The 17217-nt window shown below is 69.8% G+C and carries 14 protein-coding genes; 5 read left to right on the top strand and 9 right to left on the bottom strand.

Going from position 1 to position 17217, the window contains the following annotated elements; genetic code table 11:
• Positions 1–148: 148 nt before the first annotated feature.
• From HD841_RS18075 to HD841_RS18090, 4 genes are all read right to left on the bottom strand, one after another.
• Positions 149–622, bottom strand: coding sequence for a hypothetical protein (locus tag HD841_RS18075; RefSeq protein ID WP_179510281.1), 474 nt, complete (start codon positions 620–622; stop codon positions 149–151).
• 105 nt (positions 623–727) lie between these two features.
• Complete coding sequence (locus HD841_RS18080) at positions 728–1837, bottom strand: acyltransferase family protein (RefSeq protein WP_179510282.1); 1110 nt, start codon at positions 1835–1837, stop codon at positions 728–730.
• Positions 1834–2382, bottom strand: coding sequence for a sugar O-acetyltransferase (locus HD841_RS18085; protein WP_179510283.1), 549 nt, complete (start codon positions 2380–2382; stop codon positions 1834–1836). The genes HD841_RS18080 and HD841_RS18085 overlap by 4 nt, the downstream gene beginning before the upstream one ends.
• Positions 2383–2386: 4 nt before the next feature.
• A complete protein-coding gene (locus tag HD841_RS18090) occupies positions 2387–3091 on the bottom strand; it encodes a DUF1349 domain-containing protein (RefSeq protein WP_218845640.1) in 705 nt (234 codons plus the stop codon).
• 93 nt (positions 3092–3184) lie between these two features.
• Here HD841_RS18090 and HD841_RS18095 point away from each other — a divergent pair, with 93 nt between their 5' ends.
• Entirely contained in the window at positions 3185–3736 is a 552-nt protein-coding gene (locus tag HD841_RS18095; RefSeq protein ID WP_218845641.1) for a TetR/AcrR family transcriptional regulator, read from the top strand.
• Positions 3737–3815: 79 nt separating this feature from the next.
• Positions 3816–4997: an MFS transporter gene (locus HD841_RS18100; RefSeq protein ID WP_179510285.1), complete on the top strand. Its 1182-nt coding sequence runs from the start codon at positions 3816–3818 to the stop codon at positions 4995–4997.
• Here HD841_RS18100 and HD841_RS18105 read toward each other — a convergent pair.
• From HD841_RS18105 to HD841_RS18115, 3 genes are all read right to left on the bottom strand, one after another.
• Positions 4994–6814, bottom strand: a complete 1821-nt coding sequence (locus HD841_RS18105; RefSeq protein WP_179510286.1) for a DUF885 domain-containing protein — start codon at positions 6812–6814, stop codon at positions 4994–4996. The genes HD841_RS18100 and HD841_RS18105 overlap by 4 nt on opposite strands.
• 134 nt (positions 6815–6948) lie before the next feature.
• Positions 6949–7257, bottom strand: a complete 309-nt coding sequence (locus tag HD841_RS18110) for a hypothetical protein (protein WP_179510287.1) — start codon at positions 7255–7257, stop codon at positions 6949–6951.
• An 84-nt stretch (positions 7258–7341) separates the two neighbouring features.
• Positions 7342–9429 carry a TonB-dependent receptor gene (locus HD841_RS18115; RefSeq protein ID WP_179510288.1) on the bottom strand — a complete coding sequence of 696 codons (2088 nt, stop codon included), beginning with the start codon at positions 9427–9429 and terminating at the stop codon, positions 7342–7344.
• A 138-nt stretch (positions 9430–9567) separates the two neighbouring features.
• On the opposite strand from HD841_RS18115, the gene HD841_RS18120 reads away from it, so the two are divergent.
• From HD841_RS18120 to HD841_RS18130, 3 genes are all read left to right on the top strand, one after another.
• Complete coding sequence (locus tag HD841_RS18120) at positions 9568–10206, top strand: nicotinamidase (protein ID WP_179510289.1); 639 nt, start codon at positions 9568–9570, stop codon at positions 10204–10206.
• Positions 10207–10355: 149 nt separating this feature from the next.
• Positions 10356–12725, top strand: coding sequence for a TonB-dependent receptor (locus HD841_RS18125; RefSeq protein WP_218845642.1), 2370 nt, complete (start codon positions 10356–10358; stop codon positions 12723–12725).
• A 56-nt stretch (positions 12726–12781) separates the two neighbouring features.
• On the top strand, positions 12782–14848 hold the full coding sequence (locus HD841_RS18130) for a phosphocholine-specific phospholipase C (RefSeq protein ID WP_179510291.1): 2067 nt from the start codon (positions 12782–12784) through the stop codon (positions 14846–14848).
• Positions 14849–14860: 12 nt separating this feature from the next.
• On the opposite strand, the gene HD841_RS18135 is transcribed toward HD841_RS18130, so the two are convergent.
• Complete coding sequence (locus tag HD841_RS18135) at positions 14861–15421, bottom strand: GAF domain-containing protein (protein WP_179510292.1); 561 nt, start codon at positions 15419–15421, stop codon at positions 14861–14863.
• A gap of 179 nt (positions 15422–15600) precedes the next feature.
• Positions 15601–16980, bottom strand: a complete 1380-nt coding sequence (locus tag HD841_RS18140) for a sensor histidine kinase (RefSeq protein ID WP_179510293.1) — start codon at positions 16978–16980, stop codon at positions 15601–15603.
• Between the last annotated feature and the right edge of the window lie 237 nt (positions 16981–17217).

Genomic DNA, 17217 nt, shown 5'->3' on the forward strand with positions numbered 1-17217 from the left:
ATCCGAGCCTTGTCACAATCGCATCACGACCAGAACCGGTGAGCGGCCAAACTGATCCCGATCAATGTGTGCCGACGCGACCGGCTGTCGCAAACCGGGACGAACCGGTCGCCCGGCCCCGCCCCGCCCCGTTTCGCTCCACCTGTGGTCAGCCGGCACCGGGCTTGCGCTGTTCGGCCTCGTAGCTTGCGTCGGTGCCGATCTTGCCACTGGTTTCCGCCTCGGCGACGCCGTCGGTGGCGGTCGCGGTGACCGACCCGTCGGTGCCGGCGAGATCGTGATCCCTGCGGTCGGGGCTAGGTACGGTGTCGCCGGCGCCGTCGGTGCGGTCGGCGCCTTCGCGCGATCCGGTCGCCGCATTGGGCACGCTCGCGCCGTCCTCGCCGGCCTGGCCGCTGCCGTGATAGGCCATGTCGGTCTGGCCGCCATGACCCATGAAGCCGCCGCCGGTCGGCGCCTTGCCGGTGTGCGGATTGGGATAGGCGCCGCCCGCGCTCTCGCCGCCGGCGCTGCGGCCGTGGATCTCGCGCTGGTCGCTGCCGCCGGGAACGCCCGAGACGCCGTCGGGCGCGCCCTTGCTCGCCGGATTGCCGCTGACGGGGGTGGGGACCTTGTCGCTCATCATGTCATCCTTGGTCGTGGCCGCGGTGTACGCCGCGGGCATGCAGGACAAGCGATGCGCGGCGGCGATCGTTCCTCGGCGGCAGCGACCGTGCCGAATATCCCCTCAGGCGGCCGGCAGGCGCTGCTGCAGCCACCGGCGGATCGGCACGTCCCAGAAGGCATGGGCGGCGGCGGCGAACAGGATGGTGAAGACGAACAGCGCCACCGCGACCACCGCGGTCACCCAGGCCGGTCCATGGCGGTCGGCGATCCAATTCATGTAGAGATACACGAAGGGATAATGGGTGACGTAGATCGGGTAGGAGAGGCGCCCCGCCTGTTTGCAGAGCGCCACCGCGCGCGGGCCGCCGCTGGAATGACGGCCGGCGACGATGATCGCCGGAAAGAGCAGCAGCACGCAGGCCGCTTCGTAGACGCCGTTGAGCTTGAGCGCGCCGACCGCGGGAAAGACCGGGGCGGCGAAGGCCAGCGCCAGCACGATGCTGAGCGGCACGAAGCCGAGCCGCAGCCGCGGCAGGCGGTCGCCGAGCCGGTAGAGCAACAGGCCGGCGACGAAGGGATAGGTTAGCCGCACCGGTGCCCCCCAGAAATTGGCGAGGCCCCAGCCGGTGTCGTACGACCCCAGCGTCAGCGCGGTCGCCGCCGAGACGAGCGCAGCGACGAGCGCGACCGCCGCGAGCGCGCGCAGGCCGAGCCGGCGCAGCACCAGCGCATAGGCGAGATTGGCGATATACTCCTGAAACAGCGTCCAGGCGGGCGCATTGAGCGGATGGCTGTCGCCGAGCCGGTTGGCGAGCGGCAGCGAGGGCAGGGCGAGCAGCCCCGCGACCGCGGCGAGCGCGATCAGGCCGGCGGACGACTCCTGCTTTCCACCCGCGAAGGGATCGAAGAGGTAGCTCGCCAGCCCGAGCAGCGCGCCGAGCACGACGAGCGGGTGGAGCCGGGCGAGACGCCGCGCCAGGAAGCCGCGCGTCGTCATCCGCGGCCAGCGATCGTCATAGGCGTAGGCGATGACGAAGCCCGACAGCGCGAAGAAGAAGTCGACCGCGAGATAGGCGTGCGGCAGCATCAGCCGCGACGCGTCGAACAGCACCGCGATCCCCTGGATGTGGAACGCCACTACGAGCAGCGCCGCGGTGCCGCGCAGGCCGTCGAGCACCTCGAAATGCGTCTTGCCCGCGCTGGTGCGGTCGGGCGTCGGTACGCCGCTCATGCGCGCAGCACGCGGGCGGGATTGCCGGCGACGGTGGCGCCGGCGGGCACGTCGCGCGTCACGACGCTGCCGGCGCCGATGATCGCATCGTCGCCGATCGTCACGCCGGGCAGGATCAGCGCGCCGCCGCCGATCCACACATTGGCGCCGATGCGGATCGGCCGTCCGAATTCGAGCATCCGGGCGCGCGCCGCCGGGTCGCGCGGGTGATCGGCGGTCAGGATCTGCACGCCCGGCCCGATCTGCGTACCCGCGCCGATCTCGACCGCGACCACGTCGAGGATGACGCAGCCGAAATTGAGGAACACGCCGTCGCCGAGCCGGATGTTGTAGCCATAGTCGCAGTGGAAGGGCGACCGTACAGTGACGCCGTGGCCGACCGCGCCCAGCCCCTCGGCCAGCAGCGCGTGGCGTTCGGCCGGGCTTGCCGCGGCGGCCTGGTTGTAGCGGGCCATCCATTGCGCCGCACGGGCCGAATCGGCGGCGATGACGGGATCGTCGGCGGTGTAGAGCTCGCCCGCCAGCATCTTCTCTTTCTCGGTCATCGTCTCAGCTCAGGTCGTGGAGGTCTTTGCCGAGCGGCGCCCCGATGGTGAGATCGGAGACGCGCACGCGCAGGCCGCTGCGCTCCGGGGTACAGGCCATCGGCCCGACGCGATAGGCGGCGGCGACCGGGAAGGGAGCGAGGCGGACGAGCGGCCAGTGGTGGCCATCGGCGGAGACCTGCAACCGCAGCACGCCTTTGGCGACGGTGGCGCGCATCCAGAAGTCGGCGGGGTTGCCGGTGTAGCGGCCGGTCGCCCAGTCGGAGCGGCCGTCGGTCAGCACGCTGCTCAGCATCGCCGCGCCGTCCGACAGCTCGATCCCGGCCTTGACCCAGCGGCGTTCGTCGACGCGCACCATGATCCCGGCCTGGTCGTAGAGCGTCTCATAGGCGCCGCGGATGCGCAGTTGCGCGGTGAAGGCGGCGGGGGTGGGGAAGCCGAGGAAATGGCCGCTGTCGCGCGTGAAGCCGTAATGCGTCTCGCGCCAGAAATCGGTCGCGCGATCGGTGACGATCGTCAAGTCGCCGTCGCGATCGGCGCGCCACTGCCGGGGCGGGTTGAGCCAGCGCCCGTCGCGGCGGCCGAGCGCCGGCACCGCCGCCGCCTCGCCGACCGCGGCACCGGCACCCGCGGCCATGGCGCTCGCCGGTACGGCAAGCGCCGCGGCGGCGCCGAGGATCGTGCGGCGGGTGGGGGGCGGTTGGGACATGATCGTCGGCCTTTCCTGCGGTACGGCAGCACCAGCCGCCGTGAATCACCGGCATATGTACAAATGTACACATCCTTGGCAAAGGAAGAATGCGTGCCATCCAGTCAACCCAAGCGGACCGGCCCCGATCGCCGGCAGCGGATCGTCGACGCGACGCTGGCGGTGATCGCCGAGCATGGCGTCGCGGCGACGACGCACCGGCGTATCGCCACCGCCGCGGCGGTGCCGCTGGGATCGGTGACCTATTATTTCGCCTCGCTGGAGGCGCTGCTGACCACCGCCTTCCTGCAACTGGCGGCGCAATCCTCGGCGGCGTTCGCGGCACGACTGGCGCAGGCGGCGGATCGCGATGCGGCGCGCGCGGCGATCGTCGACATCATCGCCGAATCGGTGTGGGCGGAGCCGCGCACGCTGCTGCTCAGCTACGAACTCTACGCCTTCGCCGCGCGCCATCCGCCGGTGTCGGCGGTAATGCAGCGCTGGATGGACGACAGCCGCGCCGCGCTGGAGCGGTTCTTCGATCCGCTCACCGCACGGGCGCTCGACGCGCTGGTCGAGGGGATCGGCATCCACAATTCGATCGACCGCGCGCCGTTGCAGCGCGAGGCGATCCGCGAGATCGTCGACCGGGTGGCGGGCGCCTGATCCGCCGATGGCGTTGCGGCTGCGCATCCACCGGCGATCGACCCGCGACGTGCGCGGCGGGAGGCGGTAAGCGGCGGCGATGACCAGCCAGACCGACCATGCCGGGATCAGCCCGGGGCTCACCGCCATCTTCGCGATTGCCTGCGGGCTGATGGTCGCCAACCTCTATTATGCGCAGGCGCTGATCGGCGCGATCGCGCCGGCGCTGGGCCTGCACGGCGGCGTCGCCGGGCTCGTCGTCACGCTGACCCAGCTCGGCTATGGCGCCGGTCTGTTCTTCGTCGTCTCGCTCGCCGACCGGGTCGAGAACAAGCGGCTGATCCTGCTGCTGACGGTCGGCGCCTGCCTGGGGCTGGTCGGCACCTGGACGGCGGCGGGGGCGATGAGCTTCCTCGTCTTCTCGTTCGTCACCGGCTTTTGTTCAGTCGGCGCGCAGATCATGGTGCCGCTCGCCGCGCATCTCGCGCCCGAACAGCGTCGCGGGCAGGTGGTCGGCAACATCATGGGCGGGCTGATCACCGGCATCATGCTCGCCCGGCCGCTCGCCAACGGCCTGGCGGCGGTGGCGGGGTGGCGCGCGATCTTCGGCGTGTCGGCGGTCGCCATGGCCTTGCTCGCGGTGCTGATCGCGCGCACCGTGCCGCAGCACCGGCCCAGGCCGAACCTGCGCTATGGCGCGCTGCTGCTGTCGGGCCTGTCGCTGCTCGTCCGCACCCCGGCGATCCGCCGCCGCACCGCCTATCAGGCAACGATGTTCGCGGTGTTCAACCTGTTCTGGACGACGGTGCCGCTGCTGCTCGCGCAGCGCTTCGGCCTGGGCCAGATGGGGATCGCGCTGTTCGCGCTCGCCGGCGCGGGCGGGGCGCTGGCGGCGCCGATCGCGGGGCGGCTCGGCGACCGTGGCCATATCCGTGCCGGCACCGCGGGGGCGCTGGCGGCGGCGATCGTCGCCTTCCTGCTCGCCGGCTGGGCGGGGGCGGCGCATGCGCTGATCCTGCTCGCCTTGGCCGCCGTGGTGCTCGACGCCGCGACGCAGATGAACCAGGTGCTCGGCCAGCGTGTGCTCTTCTCGATCGCGCCCGAAGCGCGCGGGCGGATCAACTCGGTCTATATGACGATGGTCTTCCTCGCCGGCGCGCTCGGCTCGACGCTCGCGACGATCAGCTACGATCACGGCGGCTGGACCGCCACCGCGACCGTCGGCGCGGTGCTGACGACCGCCGTGTTCCTGCTGTTCCTGACCGAGCGCCGCGCCGCCTAGCGTTTGGCGGCGATGTAGCGGTCGACCTGTTCGTCGAGCAGGTCGAGCGGCAGCGCGCCCTGTTCGAGCACCGCTTCGTGGAAATCGCGGATGTCGAACCTGGCGCCCAGCGCGCGTTGCGCCCTGGCGCGCAATTCGCTGATCCTCAATTGCCCGACCATGTAGCTGGTCGCCTGGCCCGGCCAGTTGAAATAGCGGTCTACCTCGCGCGCGATATCGGTGTCCGACACCGAGCTGTTGGCGCGGAAATAGGCGATTGCGGCGTCGCGGTCCCAGCGCTGCGCGTGGATACCGGTATCGAGCACCAGCCGGATCGCCCGCCACATCTGCAGCGACAGCATGCCGAACCGCGCATAGGGGTCCTTGTAGAGGCGCATCTCGTCGCCGAGCCGCTCGGCATACAGGCCCCAGCCTTCGACATAGGCGCCGTAGCCGCCATATTTGCGGAACTTGGGGATGCCGGTCAGCTCCTGCTGGCGCGCGATCTGGAAATGGTGGCCGGGCGCCCCCTCATGCGCGGCGATCGCGGCGACCTGCACCTTCTGCGTCTGCGTCATGTCGACCAGATTGACGTAATAGACGCCCGGGCGCGATCCGTCGGCGGAGGGCGGATCGTAGAAGGCGGTCGATGCGGTGCGCTCGCGCCACGGCTCGACCGCACGCACCTCCAGCAGCGCCTTGGGCAGGACGCGGAAATAGCGCGGCGCGGCGGCCATCGCCGCGGCGATCACCGCGCGCGCATCGCCCAGATAGGCCTGCCGCCCCGCCGCCGTATTCGGATATTTGAACTGCGGATCGGTGCGGATACGGTCGAAGAAGTGTTCGAGCGTGCCGGTGAAGCCGACCTCGCGCTTGATCGCCTCCATTTCCTGCCGGATCGCGGCGACCTGACGCAGGCCGAGCGCATGGATCTGTTCGGCGGTGAGATCGGTGGTCGTGGCGCCCTTGAGCTGGTCGGCGTAATATTCGGCGCCGTCGGGCAGATGCCAGGCGCCGAAATTGCCCTTGGCGAGCGGCTCGATCGCGTCGAGCGTCGCGAACAGCAGGTCGTAGCCGTGGCGGAACGGCCCGGCCAGCGCCGCCGAGGCCTCGGCGATCAGCTGCGTCTTCGTCGCCGCCGGCACGTCGAGCGCCGCCACCTTCTTGCGGAAGTCGGCGAGCAGGGTGGAATCGGCGCCGGTATCGAACGGCGCGCCGGTGACGACCGCGCGGGCGTCGGCGCGGGCTGGGGCGAAATTGACGGAATTGGGCACGATTCCGGCCGCCGCCTGCTCGCGCATCCGCGAAGTGACCTCACCCATCACCCGCTCGGTATCACGCAGGCGGGCGATATAGGCGCGCGCGTCGGCGAGCGTATCGATGCGGTGGTTGTTGATCAGCAGCACCGGAATGTCGCCCGCTGGGCTGCCGGTGGTCGAGACCGGAAAGCGCAACTTGCGGAAGCGCAGCGATTCGCGCCCGCGCGCGACCTGATATTCGAACAGGCGGTAGCTGACCCGCGCGCTCTCGCCGAGCTGGTCGGGGCGGAAGCGTGCCCGCATCGCCTGGAGCTGGCGTTCGGCGAGCGCCTGCTCGCGGCGCGCGCCGGCATCGGTATAATCGCCGAGCCGGTTCTGATGCGTCTTGAGGCCGAGTTGGGTCTGCGCCTCCGGGTTGAGATCGAGCTGCTCGTCGAAGGCGCGGTCGAGGAACTGCAGCAGCGCCGCATCCTGCGCGGCGGTCGCCGTGGCGCGGGCAGGCGCGCTTTGCAGCGGGGCGGCATCGGCCTGCACGGGCGGCGCCGCCGACAGCAGCAGGAGGGCAAGAGCGAGACGCATGGAGGAACCCCTGTCGAGACCTTCGCCGGTGGTTCCGGCGTATCGATCGCGTCGATCTTACGTCCTGCGCGCCAGGCGGCAAGCACATCCCGGCAGAGCGCCGGCCGGGCATACGCTGCCCGGCCGGCCCGTCGTCACGCTGCGGTGACGTCCCCCGCGTTGAACTCGGCGAAGGCGGACCTCACCTCGTCGGCGAGCGTCGCGTCGTTGATGTCGACCGACACCACGACGGCGCCGGCATGCTGGCCGTCGTCGCGGCCTTCGGGGCTCGGCGCGCCCGCCTCGGTGTCGGAGCCGGCTTCCTCGGTGCCGACGGTATTCTGCGGCCCGTCGGCGGCGATGAACACGTCGGTGCGCGGAATCTCGAACTGCTGGACCAGCCGTTCCACCGTCATCTCCGCTTCGCGCCGCGTCTCGAACTTCGCGGTCAGGGTCGTGCTCATGATCCTCTCCCGGCGGTCCACACCGACCGCCCAGCACCCCCAACGCATGAAGCCGCCGTTTCGGCCGCAGGATTTTGCGGGGGCCTACCAGTGCATGTCGGCCGCCACGCCGAACGCGCGGGGCTGGCCGACCTGGCCCTGGACGTCGCCGGCGCGGCTGACGCGCGCCGAATAGAGGATGTGCGCATCGCCGAGATTGCGAACATAGGCGCGGATGCCGAATCCCGCGTGCTCATAGCCGATGTGCGCGTTGACCACGGTATAGTCGCCGCCGTCGATGCCGGTGCCGCTTTCCACCTGCGACGTGTAGCGGCTGACCCGATTGGCGTCGGCGCCGAACAGGACCCCGCTGGCAAAATGCTGGTCCCAGCCGAGCGATCCGGTGAAGGACGGCGCGTTGTTGAGCCGGTGCCCGGCGACCTCGGCATGGCCGGCGGGCGCCTCGCGGATGTCGCTGGCGAGCAGGCCGAGGCTGGCGTGGAGGTCGAGCCCGGCCCACGGCCGATAGCCCGCCTCCAACTCCACACCATAAGTGCGCGCGCGCGGAATATTGGTGAAGGTCGAGGCGACCAGCGTCTGGAAACCGCGATAGCTGTTGAGGAAGGCGGTGGTGCCGAGCGTCAGCCTGCGTCCCGCCACCGCGGTGCGCGAGCCGACTTCGTAGGTCCATACCGTCTCCGGATCGTAGACGTAATAGTCCCCGGTGATCCAGTCGATCGCGCCGCCGCCGGGGCTGTAGCCCTTGCGCAGCGTCGCGCTGACGTTGGTGCTGTCGCTGAGCGCATAACGCAGCCCCAGCTTGGGCAGCGCGACCGTCTGCGCGGTGCGGCCGTCGACCACGCCCCAGGACAGCGCGACGTTGCGCCGCTGCGTCTCGCGCTCGACCCGGCCGCCGGCGAGCAGGTCGAGCCGCGCCGCCAGCCCGAGCGTCGCGTCGACATAGACCGCCTGCGTGGCGATCCGGTCCGGCCCGTTGACGCCCAGGGTCGAGCGCAGATCCTGGTGCCGGTCGTAATGATAGAGGCCGATCACCCCCGACACCCGGCTGCCCGCCGGAGCATAGGAGAGCCGCGCCTCGACCGTGTTGTTGCCCTCGGTCAGGTCGAGCTGGCCGGCCGTCGTGGCGGCATTGTTCTGGTTGGCCTGGCGGAACTGCGCGTCGAACCAGCCATGGCCGTAGAGCAGCCGCGCCCGGACCCCCGGCGACAGCGTGTAGCCGAGGTCGACCGCGACGGTTCCGACGCTCGAATCGCTCGTGCGGGTGTTGAGGAACGGATTGTCCCAGCGGTAACGGAAGAAGTCCGGACCGGTGGCGGAATAGAGGTATTCCCCCTTGTTCCAGCGCTTGGTGCCGGTGACCAGCGCGGTGAAGCCGGGCAACGCCGCGGGCACCCACAGCAGCTTGCCGCGCAGGTTGGTGCGTTCGATCCGCGCCGGATCGAACGGGAAACCGGTGCCGGCGTCGTAATGGATATAGCTCTTGCCGCGCGTGCCGTCGGCGGCGAGGCGGATCGCCAGCTGGTCTGCGATCAGGGGCCCCGACAGCGCCGCCGCGAGCAGGCCGGTGCCGCGCTCGGTCTCGAAGCCGGCGCGGGCGGCGCCCTCCCAGCTCCAGGTCGGGTCCTTGGTGTTGAGGATGATCGCGCCGCCCAGGCTGTTGCGCCCGGTCGTCGTCGATTGCGGCCCGCGCAGCACCTCCACCTGCGCGATGTCCCACATGCCGGCGTCGGCATAACGCTGCCCCGCGAAGGTCTCGGCAATGCCGTCGACGATCGTCGCGACGCGGGGGCGTGCGCCCGACATCAGCGTGAAGATGCCGCTCGCCGCGCCCGATCCGGTGACGCCGCGGATACTCGGCAGGTCGGCGGCGGTCGCGACCATGTTCGGCACTACCGCGGCGACGTCATAGGGCGATTTGAATACCTGCGGATCGACGGCGCGGATCACCGTCACCGCCGTGCTCGTCTCCTGCAAGGTGCGGTCGATCTTCTCGCCGGTGACGATGATGTCGTCGGCCGCCACGCCGTCGCCCGGCCGCGCTGCCCTGTCCTGCGCCGGCTTGTCCTGCGCCGCCCTGTCCTGCGCCTGCGCCTGGGTGGCCAGCGCCAAAGCACAGGCGGTCGACAGCAGCCCGAGCGCGCTCCCGGCCGCACATCGCGAGATGCGAACCATATGTCCCCCAATCGTTGCGAACAATGCCCCCCGGCACCCTCGCTAGTGCTGCGCTGCTAATGATTCGCAATACCCTTGGCAAGGGCGTTGCTGCGTCGCGCCGGTTGCCCCGCCGTGCGGGCGCGGTAAGATGCCGGCATGATTGCCGCGCCCGCCACGCCGAACAGCGCCGATGCGCTCGTCATCGTCGATCCGCAGATCGACTTCTGTCCCGGCGGGCGGCTTGCCGTCGCAGACGGCGACGCGGTGATGGCGCCGATCGCCGAGCTGGCGACGCGGTTCGCGCATGTCGTGGTTACGCAGGACTGGCATCCCGCGGGGCACAGCTCCTTCGCCAGCAGTCATGCCGGCCATCAGCCATTCGACATCGTGGCCATGCCCTATGGCGAGCAGGTGCTGTGGCCGGACCATTGCATCCAGGGATCGGCGGGGGCCGATTTCCATCCGGCGGTCGCGGCGGCGGTCGCCCGGGCGCAGGTGATCGTCCGCAAGGGCCATCATCCCGACGTCGATTCCTATTCGGCCTTCTTCGAGAACGACAAGACGACGCGGACCGGGCTGGCCGGCTATCTCCGCGACATCGGCGTGCAGCGCTGCGTGTTCGTCGGGCTGGCCTATGACTTCTGCGTGGCCTGGTCGGCGCTCGACGCGCGCCGCGAGGGGTTCGAGGCGATGATCTGGACGCCGTACACGCGCTCCATCGCCATGCCGCTGGCACACGGCACGACCGTCGACGCCGCCGAGGCGCAACTGCATGCGGCCGGCGTCCGGTTCTGAGGCGGTCCTCGTCTCGTAAGAGGCCACGATCGATCGCGCGATCGGTCCATCGCGAGTGTCACGATCTCGTCATTGGTCGCGGCTAGCGGGCTGGCGACGCCGACGCAGGTACGGCGCGGACGGAGCCTTCCGGCTCGCAGGGAGACATGATGACGAAGTGGATGGTTGGCGCCGCGATCATGGCGATCGCGGCGGGGGCGAGTCATGCCCAGGCGCAAACCCAGGCCGCTCCGCCGGCCGCTGTTGCCGGGAAGGACGAGGCGGGCAGGGGCAGCGACGAGATCGTGGTCGTCGGCCAGTCGACCGCATTCGCCAATACCCGGGTTACGCCGGCGATGATCGAGCGCCAGTCGGCGCTGTCGAGTGTGAACGACGTCATCAACGAACTGCCCGGCGTGTTCGTCTCCGAAGGCGATGCGTTCGGCTCATCCGACTGGGCGACCTCGATCAGCATCCGCGGCTTCAGCAGCGGCGGTGGCGGTGGGCAGCAGATCGGCTCGACGATCGACGGCCTGCCCAACGGCGGATCGGGCTATGGCGGCGGATCGCGCGCCAACCGCTATCTCGACGTTCTCGACCTCAAGACCGTGGTGGTGTCGCAGGGAACGGCGGACATCTCGTCGCGCTCCAACGAGGCGCTGGGCGGCACGCTCGACTATCTCACCTCCGACCCGGAGGCGCGCTCGCGGCTGCGCTTTGCGGCGGCCGGCGGCGACTTCGGGGCGCGCAAATTCTACGTGCGCGGCGACACCGGCGAGTTCGCCCCGGATACGCGCGGCTATGTCAGCGCGTCGACTTCGCGTGTCCGCGATTGGATCGGCGGGGCGGGCAAGACGCGGCGTGACCACATCGACGCCAAGCTGCTCAGCCGGGTGGCGCAGGTCGATCTCACCGGTTTCGTTTCCTACGACGATGCCGACGAGGCTGAATTCGGTTCGGTCTCGGTCGCGCAGTTCCGCAACGATCCGGAGCATGACGCCTATACCGACAGCTGGACCGGTATTCCCTATATCGATCAGGCCTATCGCGCCGGGGCACGCGCGCTGCGCAAAAACCTGTTTGGCTATCTCAAGGCGAAGGTGGAGCAGGGCGAGCTCAAGCTGGTGGTGGCGGGTTACGGTCACCGCATGCGCGGCCGCGGCGACTGGATTCCGCCTTATCTGGTCGATGTGCGTAATGACGGCCCCGGCCAGCCGGAGAGCGAGTTCCTGGGCGCGCCGACCGTGGTAGGCGGCCCGCCGCTCGGCAATATCTATTTCGTCACCCCGACCGGGGCTGCGGCAACACTGATTGCGGGTTGCACCGGCTCTGCGGGCATTCCCCCGGAATACTCGCCATCCTGCTACGCGGCGAATGCAACGCCGGTCCAATCCTATCGCCATACGCATTACAAGAACGACCGATTCGGGACCACGGTCGACGTCGACTGGACGCACGCCTTTGGTGACCTCAGCAACGTGCTGCGCGGCGGCTTCTGGTTTGAGCATGACCGTGCCAATCAGGTGCGCGACTGGCACAAGCTGACCAATCCCCGGCTCGGCATCGCCTTCGATGCGCGGCCCTATTACGAGCAGTTCAGCACCGACTATGGTACCGACGAGGTGATGTATTATGCGGAAGATGCGCTGACCTATGGTCCTGTGACCGCGCGGTTCGGCGTCAAGCAGTTCTTCCTGCACCAGGACCGTCAGGAGCTGCTCAACGATCGGGTGCACACCGCGCTGAACTCGCACTCTAAGCCGCTGATCAACGCAGGCGTTACCTATCAGACGCCGATCTCCGGAATGGAGCTGTTCGCGGGTTATTCGCAGAATTTCGCGGCGATCGGCAACGGCCCGCTCAGCCAGCCGGCTGAAACCGTGACGCGCATCAAACCAGAAACCGCGAACAACATCGAAGCCGGGGTTCGCTACAGCAGCAATCGGGTCAAGGCTTCGTTGACTGCCTACGACATCAAGTTCGCCAACCACATCGTGTCCATCTCGTCGAATCTGGTGACGGGCATCGATTATCAGGAGCAGCAGGACAGCGTATATCTTAACGTCGGCGGCATTCGCAGCCGCGGCGTCGAGGCGGCGCTCGCCTATCGTCTGCCGGTGGGGCTGGCACTGTCGGGCAGCTACACCTACAATCATGCGGTCTATATCGGCACCGGCGATGCCCGGCAGGATGCGGATGTCGGGATCGACCCAGGCAGCCAGGTGATCAACTCGCCACGGACGATGTGGGTGCTGGCGGCGGATTACCACCGCTCGATCTTCAAGGCCGGCGCTGCCGCCAAGTTCGTCGGCGACCGTTTCGTCGATACGCAGGGCGAGCAGGTGGCACCGAGCTTCACGCTGCTCAACGCCTATGTCGGCGTCGACCTGGGCGCGGTGATCGAGCCGCTCAAGGGCATGGAACTGACCGTGCAGGGGAGCAACCTGACCAACGAGCGCTACCTTGCCGGCGCAGACGGCGGCTCTGCCTTCCTGGGGGCGCCACGGACCGTGACTGCGTCGCTCACGCTCGACTTCTGACCTTTGCATCAGCAGGATGTGCCGTGCGAGGCGGCGCATCCTGCGTGGAGAAATCGATGACGGACGTGTCGCGGCGGGCAGTGTTGGCCGGACTGGGCGCGCTGGCGGCGATGCCGCCGGCGATCGCGCGAGCGGTAGGGTTCGCGCCGGACGTGCGAACCGGCTCGATCGCCGATGTCGCGCATGTCGTCATCCTGATGCAGGAGAACCGCGGCTTCGATCATTATTTCGGTACGCTGCGCGGGGTGCGCGGCTTTGGCGACCGGTATCCGATCCCGCTGGCGCCGCTCGCCGGCGAGGGAACGCCGCGGCCGGTGTGGCAACAGCTCGACCGCCAGGCGCCGGGCGGCGCGCGGGTCGTCGAGCCGTTCCACCTTGCGACGCGGCGCGACTTCGAGCTGATGCGGATGGAGGGCACGCCACATAGCTGGCCCGACGCACAGGCGGCGTGGGATCAGGGGCGGATGGCGCATTGGCCCGAGGCCAAATCGCCGCGCGCGATGGGACATTACCGGCGCGAGGACATCCCCTTCCAGTTCGCGCTTGCCGAGGCGTTCACGCTGTGCGACGCCTATCACTGCTCGGTCCAGACCGGCACCAATACCAATCGTCTGTTCCTGTGGAGCGGCACCAACGATCCAGCCGGCACGCACGGCGGCCCGGCAATCGCCAATTCGCACGACGATTTCCCCGAGAAGGGCGGCGCCGTCGAGCCCTATCGCTGGACGACGGGGGTCGAGCGGCTGCAGGCGCATGGTGTCGACTGGCGTATCTATCAGGACATGGCGGATAATTTCACCGACAACCCGCTGGTCGGCTTCGAAGCCTTTCGCGCGGCGCATCGCGGTGCGGGTGATCCGGTGCTCAAGGACCGTGCGCTCACCACGCGCGGGCTCGACGCGCTACGCGCCGATGTCGTCGGCGGGCGGTTACCGCAGGTGAGCTACGTGATCGCCACCGCCCAGGGGAGTGAGCATCCCGGTCCGTCGAGCCCGGCACAGGGCGCAGCCTATACCGCAGAGGTGCTCGACGCACTGACCGCCGACCCCGCGGTATGGGCGCGCACCGCCCTGTTCGTGATGTTCGACGAGAATGACGGCTTCTTCGACCATGTGCCGCCGCCGGCGCCCCCCTCGCGGAATACGGCGGGGGCGCTGCTCGGCGGCTCGACGGTGGATCTGGCCGGCGCCTATCACGACGTGCCGAGCCGCGGGGATGCGGCGGTCGACCTGCCGGCCTTCCGCGGCCGACCCTATGGCCTGGGGCCGCGCGTGCCGATGTACGTGGTGTCGCCGTGGAGCCGAGGTGGCTGGGTCAATTCCCAGGTGTTCGACCATACGTCGGTGATCCGCTTCCTCGAACAGCGGTTCGGGTTTCACGAGCCCAATATCTCGCCGTGGCGGCGGGCGGTATGTGGCGACCTCACCTCGGCGTTCGACTTCACCGCGGCTGATGCGGCCGCGTTCGCGCAACTACCCGATCCGCGCCCCGACGCCGCGCAGGCGGCGGCGCTGCCGCGGCAGGTGCGTCCGGACGCGCCTGCGCGAGCGGAAGCCTTGTGGCAGGAGCCGGGAACGCGCCGGTCACGGCCATTGCCCTATCGCCTCGCCATGACCGATACGATCGATGCCGCCGGCGTCCAGCTGCGCTTCGATGCTGGCGGCGGGGCGGGGGCGGTGTTCCATGTCTACGATCGATTGGCGCTCGACGCGCCGCCACGCCGCTATACCGTCGCCGGCGAGCGCGGGCTCGCCGGTCATTGGGCCTATGATGCCGCGGGGCGGTACGACCTGTGGGTGCTGGGGCCGAACGGCTTCCACCGTCACGTCGCCGGTCACCGCGACGAACCGCCCATCGCCCTCGACTGGCGATTGGATGGCGACGCGCTGTCGGCGGTCGTGCCGGCAGATGCGGCGGCGGCAGGGCTGACGATCGTGCGCGCCGACCGGCCGGGGGAGGCGCTGCCGTTAAGGGCGGGGCAGTGGCGCTGGCCGCTCGCCGCATCGCAGGGTTGGTATGACGTGACGGTGCGCAGCGCGCGCGTGCCGCGCTTCGTGCGGCGGCTCGCCGGGCGGCTCGATACTGCCGGCCGGCCGTCGATCAGCTGTCCCTTCACCGACTGAGCGACGGCGGGCTCAGACCTCGGGTTCGAGGCGCAGTCGCCATGGCGTGGGGGCAGGGGCCGGCGTCGGTACGCTGGCCGCGATCTCGCGCTCGGCCTCGTGCGCCATCATGACGAGCAGCGCACGGTCGAACTCGTCGCGCAGCGGCTCGCTGTCGGCGACGCAGATCGCGCCGAGCGCCATGCCGGCCGCATCATGGATCGCCACGCCGGCGTAGAAGCGGACGAAGGGATCGTGGGTGACGCTGTCGAACCCGGCGAAGCGGACGTCCTCGCGCGCATCGGGGACGACGAGCGCGCGGCCGCCCTGCTGGATCGTCACCGCGCAAAAGGCGGTGCTGCGCGCGGTCTCGGTGATGCCCAGCCCGCGCTCGGCGAGCAGCAGCTGCGAGCGTTTGTCGATGATCGAGATCGCCGCATAGGGTCGGCGATAGTGATCGCGCACGACATCGACGATGCGGGTCAGCTCCGTACTGCCGCGCAACGTCACGGCGCGGCTGCGATCCACGGCAAGCTGTCGCGTCTTCTCGGCGGAGAACGCATCGAACCATGAACTGACGCGCGGCTCGTGCACCGTGCTCTCCCACCTATTTCGTCTGATGTCGCAAGTATCGCAGCTAATCGCCTGACAATGCAACTGGAATTGTACTTTACGACCGGTGAGATGTTGTTCGGCCTATCGAGGCGACATCTCGCCGGATGTCGGCAGTGATCGAACCATTGTGAGTTGAATGATGGTTCATTTGCCATTTACTATGTTGTCGTGGAGCGTGGGAGGCGGAGGATGACGACGAGTCCCGGGTCGGCGTCCTCCAGCCGCAGCGTCGCGCCGATCCGCGCCGCGGCAGAGCGCACCACGGCGAGGCCGAGCCCGCTGCCGTCGGGCGCATGACCGTCGCCGAGGCGGACGAACCGCTCCAGCGCGCGCTCGCGGTCGGCGGCGGCGATGCCGGGGCCGTCGTCGCGTACCGAGAGGACGACGGCGTCACCCATCTCACGGATGACGACGGTCACGGTGCCGCCGTGCCGGTTGTAGCGGATGCCGTTGTCGATCAGGTTGCTGAGGATCTCGACCAGCAAGGTGCGATGGCCGTGCACCCAGGCGGGAGCGGCATCGGCGTCGAGTTGCAGTTCGACGCCGGCGTCGATCGCCTGGCCGATGCGGCGGCTGATCACGCGCACCGCGACCTCGCGCAGGTCGACGCGTTCGAGCGGCGGCGCGGCGCCCGCCTCTTCGGCACGGGCGAGCGCCAGCAGTTGGATCAGCAGCCGTTCGAGGCGCGCGGCGGCGGTGGCGATCTCGTCGAGCGCCTCGCGCGAGCCGCGACGGGCCAGCTCGATCTGCACCTTGAGCACCGACAGCGGCGTGCGCATCTGGTGCGAGGCGTCGGCGGTGAAGCGGCGCGTCGCCGCGGTGGCGGTGTCGAGCTGGGCGAGCAGCCGGTCGAAGGCGTCGGCGAGCGGGCGCAGTTCGAGCGGCAGCGGGCCGGCATCGATCGGCGACAGGTCGGGCGCGGCCGGGCCCTGGCGCGCCTCGACCGCGCCGCGCAGCCGCGCGAGCGGACGCAGGCTCCAGCCGAGCGCGGGGCGCAACAGCAGCATCGCGATGCCGACGAGCGCGAGCTCGCCGCCGAGCAATGCGATCATCAGCCGGCGGCTGAGCGCGCGGCGGCCGTCGAGCGTCTCGGCGACCTGCACGACGACCGGCCGCTCGATGCCGGGCAGCGCACGACGCACCTCGGCGATGCGGATGCGCTGGTCGCGATAGTACGCGAAGCGGAAGCGCGGCTGGTCGATCGCCAGCGCATCGGGGGCGGGGGCGGGCAGATCGGCATAACCGGTGAGCAGATCGCCGCCGACCGCGATGCGATAATAGACGTTGTCGCGCTCGGCATTCTCCAGCATCCCGAAGGCGGCGGGCGGCAGATCGAGCGTCACCTCGCCGCGCTCGACCTGCACCGTCTCGGCGATCGCGCCGAGCGCGCCGCCGAGCACGCGATCGTTGGTGCGGCGGACGACGTCGGCGATCAGCGCCGCGCCGGCGATGCCGAGCAGCACCGCGACGCCGAGCAACGGCCCGAGCATCGCGACCAAGAGCCGCGTGCGCAGCGCGATGGCGCGCGGGGCGGGCATCAGCTGGCGCCGCGGAAGGTCATCTGCGCACCTCCGGAAGGGGTCGGGCGGGTGCCGGGCGTCGCGCCGTCCCGGAGTGGTCCGCGACTGTTGCCAGATCCGCCAGCGCTCCTGCGGACGCAGCAGCCCGGAAGTTTCGGATCCCGCCGGCCGTGGTGCTGCTCGACCCTGGGTTTCTGCTTTCGCAGGAACACGCGAGCAGGCGCCGCGCCGGGGCCAGCGCGTCCGACCGCCGGG

This window comes from Sphingomonas melonis (genome assembly GCF_013409985.1).
Lineage (GTDB): Bacteria > Pseudomonadota > Alphaproteobacteria > Sphingomonadales > Sphingomonadaceae > Sphingomonas > Sphingomonas melonis_A.